Source organism: Paraburkholderia sp. NMBU_R16 (assembly GCF_013282575.1).
Classification (GTDB): Bacteria; Pseudomonadota; Gammaproteobacteria; order Burkholderiales; family Burkholderiaceae; genus Trinickia.
This window is the reverse complement of the sequence record NZ_JAAAYE010000127.1, coordinates 1-4,314: the sequence shown is the minus strand read 5'-3', so window position 1 is coordinate 4,314 and position 4,314 is coordinate 1. Positions and strand designations below refer to the sequence as shown.

4 protein-coding genes are annotated in these 4,314 nt (G+C 59.2%); 1 reads left to right on the top strand and 3 read right to left on the bottom strand.

Going from position 1 to position 4,314, the window contains the following annotated elements; genetic code table 11:
* The coding region (locus GWC77_RS29200) for a hypothetical protein (RefSeq protein ID WP_217283429.1) at positions 1-278 on the top strand (278 nt) is incomplete at its 5' end.
* On the opposite strand, the gene GWC77_RS26980 is transcribed toward GWC77_RS29200, so the two are convergent.
* The 3 genes from GWC77_RS26980 to GWC77_RS26970 are packed head-to-tail and all read right to left on the bottom strand — an operon-like array spanning position 242 to position 4,186.
* Positions 242-1,699, bottom strand: a complete 1,458-nt coding sequence (locus GWC77_RS26980; RefSeq protein WP_173262335.1) for a hypothetical protein — start codon at positions 1,697-1,699, stop codon at positions 242-244. The two genes, GWC77_RS29200 and GWC77_RS26980, sit on opposite strands and share 37 nt — an antisense overlap.
* The gene (locus GWC77_RS26975) at positions 1,680-2,627 is read right to left on the bottom strand and encodes an ATP-binding protein (RefSeq protein ID WP_173262332.1); all 948 of its coding nucleotides are present in this window, start codon (positions 2,625-2,627) and stop codon (positions 1,680-1,682) included. The genes GWC77_RS26980 and GWC77_RS26975 overlap by 20 nt, the downstream gene beginning before the upstream one ends.
* A 2-nt stretch (positions 2,628-2,629) precedes the next feature.
* Positions 2,630-4,186, bottom strand: a complete 1,557-nt coding sequence (locus tag GWC77_RS26970) for an integrase (protein ID WP_367949124.1) — start codon at positions 4,184-4,186, stop codon at positions 2,630-2,632.
* Positions 4,187-4,314 lie beyond the last annotated feature (128 nt).

The window sequence follows — 4,314 nt, the reverse complement described above, 5'->3', positions numbered from 1 at the left end:
TTCACGTCAAACAGCGCTGCCACCGTGTGGCCGATCGCCTGTCCAGAGGCGAAGCGATCAGTCTGATCGTCGACAGCAGCGGCATGAGCTTTGGTCGGGCCAGTGAATGGCATCGGCAAAAGTACGGCCGCGAGGCAAGCGTCCGCCGAAGTAAAGTTGGTGCATTTTGCGAAGTAAAGTACGGACTCGACCTGAAGCTAAACGCACGCCCGTATGCGCGGCAATGCATTTACGATAGAAATCAAAGGGTTGAGGTCAATTGCGAAGTAAAGATGTGACTTTTTCCGGTTAGTCGTGGGACGACACAAGAATCGAAGTGGCTCGGCGCGTCGAGCCACAGCGCGCGCGTAGGCAAGAACAGCGGTGAGATCACGTAGCGGCCATTTTCCTGCATGTCGGATGCGATCGCGCACCAGGCGTTCCAGGTTTGCCGAAGCGCGTGCAGAAAATGACGAAGCAACCAGTCATCGCGACCGCCGAGGCCCGGGGGCGGCAGATGGACGGGCATGAACGCCAGCCATTCGAGCAGGCCGAACGGAGGATATGTCTTCGCGCAATATGTCAGCGTTTGCGCACTGAAGCGCCGCTCCCATGACATGCGCCAACCCAGCAAAGCGATCGACATTGCAGGAGCCGTCCCGTCGATCAACAACAGGCCGTGATCAGTCAAGGAGATCATGGCGTCGGGTTGGACTGGTCGGAACGAACGCGCCAAGCGTCGACCTTGATTGCGTCGTGCGTTCCGGTAGACGATGTCGAGCGCGGCACATGAGGGACCAACATGGGGCCAGCGGCGCGACCAGGCGCCACGCTTTTGCATGGGCACGCGGGAGCGTGGCCATTCCAGACGATCTTGCGCTGAGGCGTCCGGTGTTGGTTCAAGGCGCGGGATGAACGGAGGGCGGCGCAGGTATTTTGGTAATTCGCCGATGAAGGCGAGGCGTCGCCCAATATTCGAAAGCTCCCGGATCGCCTCATCGGAAAGATATTGTCCCGAGTCAGCGTCGCGCTGCTGCCGCTTTTGGAAGTTGAGTTGACATGCGTGCCAGGAGAAATAGACTTGCCAGGAACGCAGGCGATCAAGCTCCTCTGGGTACAAGGCTGGATGCCGCAAGCGATGTAGCGCGGTTGCCAGCAGCGATATGCCGCATGTCGGACAGGCGTAAGGGTGTCGAATCAATGCGGCATCCAGGCGATAGGCCATCGGCTGTCCACATTGGCTGCAGCCTTTGTGCAGTGCGCATCCGTGAATGGGGCAGTGTTCAAACGTCGTGAACTGAAAGAGCGTTGCATGAAATCCGGCGGCCGCGCAGATCGGACAGTATCGCAGCGATGAGCTTGCCGCGTCGAGCGCGCCTTCGTGCCGGCTCGCGATGCAGAATGCGCCTTCTAGCTCATGTGGCTCGACGCGCAACGTTCCGGCCAGAGTCCCGATGTCGAACGCATCGGCGGCCCGCAGATCAATGCCCGCGTGGGCGGTGGTAGCTGAGAGCATAGGCAGGGCCTCGCTGAGCTGCTGCCAGTTCAAGCAGTTCAACACCTGGAATTTGGAAATGCGCGACCACGCAGATTCGAGCTTGCAGGTCCAGGCTGGGCGCGTTGTATAAGTTGGTGGTGGAAGAACGGCGCCAGCCTGATTATGCTGCCACGGCAGTTGCCACGCGCCCGGTTGGAGGTCGTTACTTTCTGGCGCGTGCATAGCCAGACTCGTCGACGCCTTCGTCCCAGATCACTTTGGAAAAGGCGAAGTTCGCGCAGTCATGTTGCGCGTACTCGCGCATGATGTGCTGGACTGCGCGCGCGAAGAATTCCATGGGAATCTCCAACTCCCCCACCAGCTGCGCACGTTTGTGAGCGTCGTCAAAGGCTTCCCAAAGCGCGTTGCCTTCCCGGGCCAGACGCAAGCCGGCTTCGTATGCACGAGGAAAGAAAAACCGCGTGTGGTTCCAGCCGGAGTTCTCGAGATATTCGCCTTGATCGTATCCCTGCAGGCAAGCTGAACACTCCTGAGCCGAGCGTACGCCGTGAAATGGCAATTCTTCGGTCATGAAGCGCGCGACGATCTGTTCTTCGCCATCGCGCTGAAAGATGCTTTTCTTGGATCGCAATGACGGTTGACCAACGAACATGGTTACGACGCACACGCCCTCGAGCTCGAGTTCATCGTGAATGTCGCGCAGCCACTCGAATTCGGAATAGGTCAGGTGCTGGGCTTCGTCGAGAAAAACGAGAATGATGTTGCTGTGTGCTTGGTCGGCAATTTCGAGCAGGCGTTGCGTAAGCCGTTGTCGCAACTGTGTCGGATCGCGTCCGGAACTGGCCTTGTGGCGCGCCATGGTGAGCAACGCGCTGAAGAAGGCCGTCTCCGTTGGAATGCGCTTATGCTGGCAACGCATGCGCAGGATCGGCAAGGAGGGGCGTTGCGAAGCGAGGAGCGACTCAAGAAACAAAGTTGCATAGGTTTTACCGACGCGCGATCGCGCATACACCGTCGCTCCAGTGCGCAAGGTCAGACAGCGTAGCAGCAACGCGTAGAATTCCGCGATCGACGGCGTCGGGATGCGGTACTTGCATAGCACGACCGGATGCTGGTCGATCGGCAGGGGGCGCAAGGAGTCGGTCGCCATGATCAACGAAAGATCTGTCCTTTCCCGAGTTCGAGCAGACTTACGGCGGAGATGTCATCCGATTTGGACGCTGCCGTAGGGAGGGCGTCTGCATGATTCGTGTTGCGCTGCTCCACCGCGCGAGCGGCTTCCGCGACGCGATGCGACATGCGCTTACGTTTCGAGCGGGACTTACGTTGTCGATATTTGAGGAAGACTTCGACCGGATCGGACGTCTCGTCGTACTGGATTTCCCCGAGGCGTTTCAGTCGTAGAATCTCCTGGCGAAGCCGCAGCGAATGAGGTGTCTGGTCCCAGGGTCTGGCTGCCCGTAATGGGCCGATTTCTTCTCCGTTTTCAAGAAAGGCACTCACGACACGCATGTCATCAGGATCGAAATAGACGCGCAGAGGTTTGCCGATCTGGCGGGAGGCTTCGCCGAGTACGCTACTGGAATAGCGCACGCCATACAGATTGATATAAGGACGCACGCCACGGCGCAGATTGCCGCAGACGGTGGCATGATGGACCGGCTGGAGCAGCATCAGGTTTTTCCGATAGGGTTGGGCAAGCGTTCGCCATACCAGTCCCTTTCGCTCAAAATGCTGCATTGCCTCGATGGGCGAGCGTCCGCCCAGGCCGTCGTGGGGGGTGCCGTTATAATTGGCGAAGCTGACGTCGAGCAATTCGGCAAGCTCCTCGCTGCTCACGAGCAGGCTGAGGTCGCCGTCCGGCTCCGACAAGATCCGCCGCACGTCCTGGGCGCTGGTACCGGTGGTGCCGGGCAGTCGGTGCGACAGCGTGCTGCCGATCGTACCGAAGAATCGTTCGATATATGGCCGCTCGTTGGGCTCCGCATATGGTCCCGCGTCGATGTGGCTACCAATCATGTCGCACACGGTGACGAGCGTCTCGCCGGCGAGGTGACAGCGCGCGTTGTCGTAGCGCAACCAGTCCCACGTCGCGTACTCGGTCTGACGAACGGCATCGCTGATGAACCCTGCGTGCGTCTCGTATCGCATACCGGCGATGGAAAAGGAGGTTCGCTTGCGACGAGGCTGCAGCGCATTTTGTATCGCCTTGATGACGTCGTGCCGGTTGTATTCGGCGGAAAGTGCGAGGTGCCAGCCGAGCACCGCACGCGTGCATACATCGAGGACAACCAGCAGCCACACCCGCTCGAGCTCGAAATCGCGCTGCATCCCTATGGGATCGACCATGCGAATGCGCAAACGCACATTCAGTTTGTGTCCGTCAAATTCGACGATCTCGAACGGGCGCGTCGTCGCATGTCGTGGCGTTTGATCTTGCGGCGGACGAACGGGTTGAACGTGTTGTGCGCCTGCAGCGCGCGCGGCCTGGGCGAATGTCTGGCTTGCTATCAGGCGGCGGATGGCCGCTGCCAAGCTGCGAATGCCCTGCAAGTTCTGATTGAACGGATAGTGCTTGCTTGTCAGATTCAGGTCACGACAACGGTTGAGAAATTCCCGGTGTGTCGCACTCAGCCCTCGCAGTTCGCCGCGCGCGCCGAAGTAAATCTTATGCAGCTCTATTTGTCGCTGCAGGAACTCTCCGAGCACTGGTTGTGTCGCGATAACGGAGCCATGACGAGCAAGCGGCGATTCGCTTAGGAGTCCTTAGATAAGCAGCGAATAGAACTGCGCGGCGACCGTTCGAGTGGCGTGGTCACCCTTCATTTGGCCTTTGC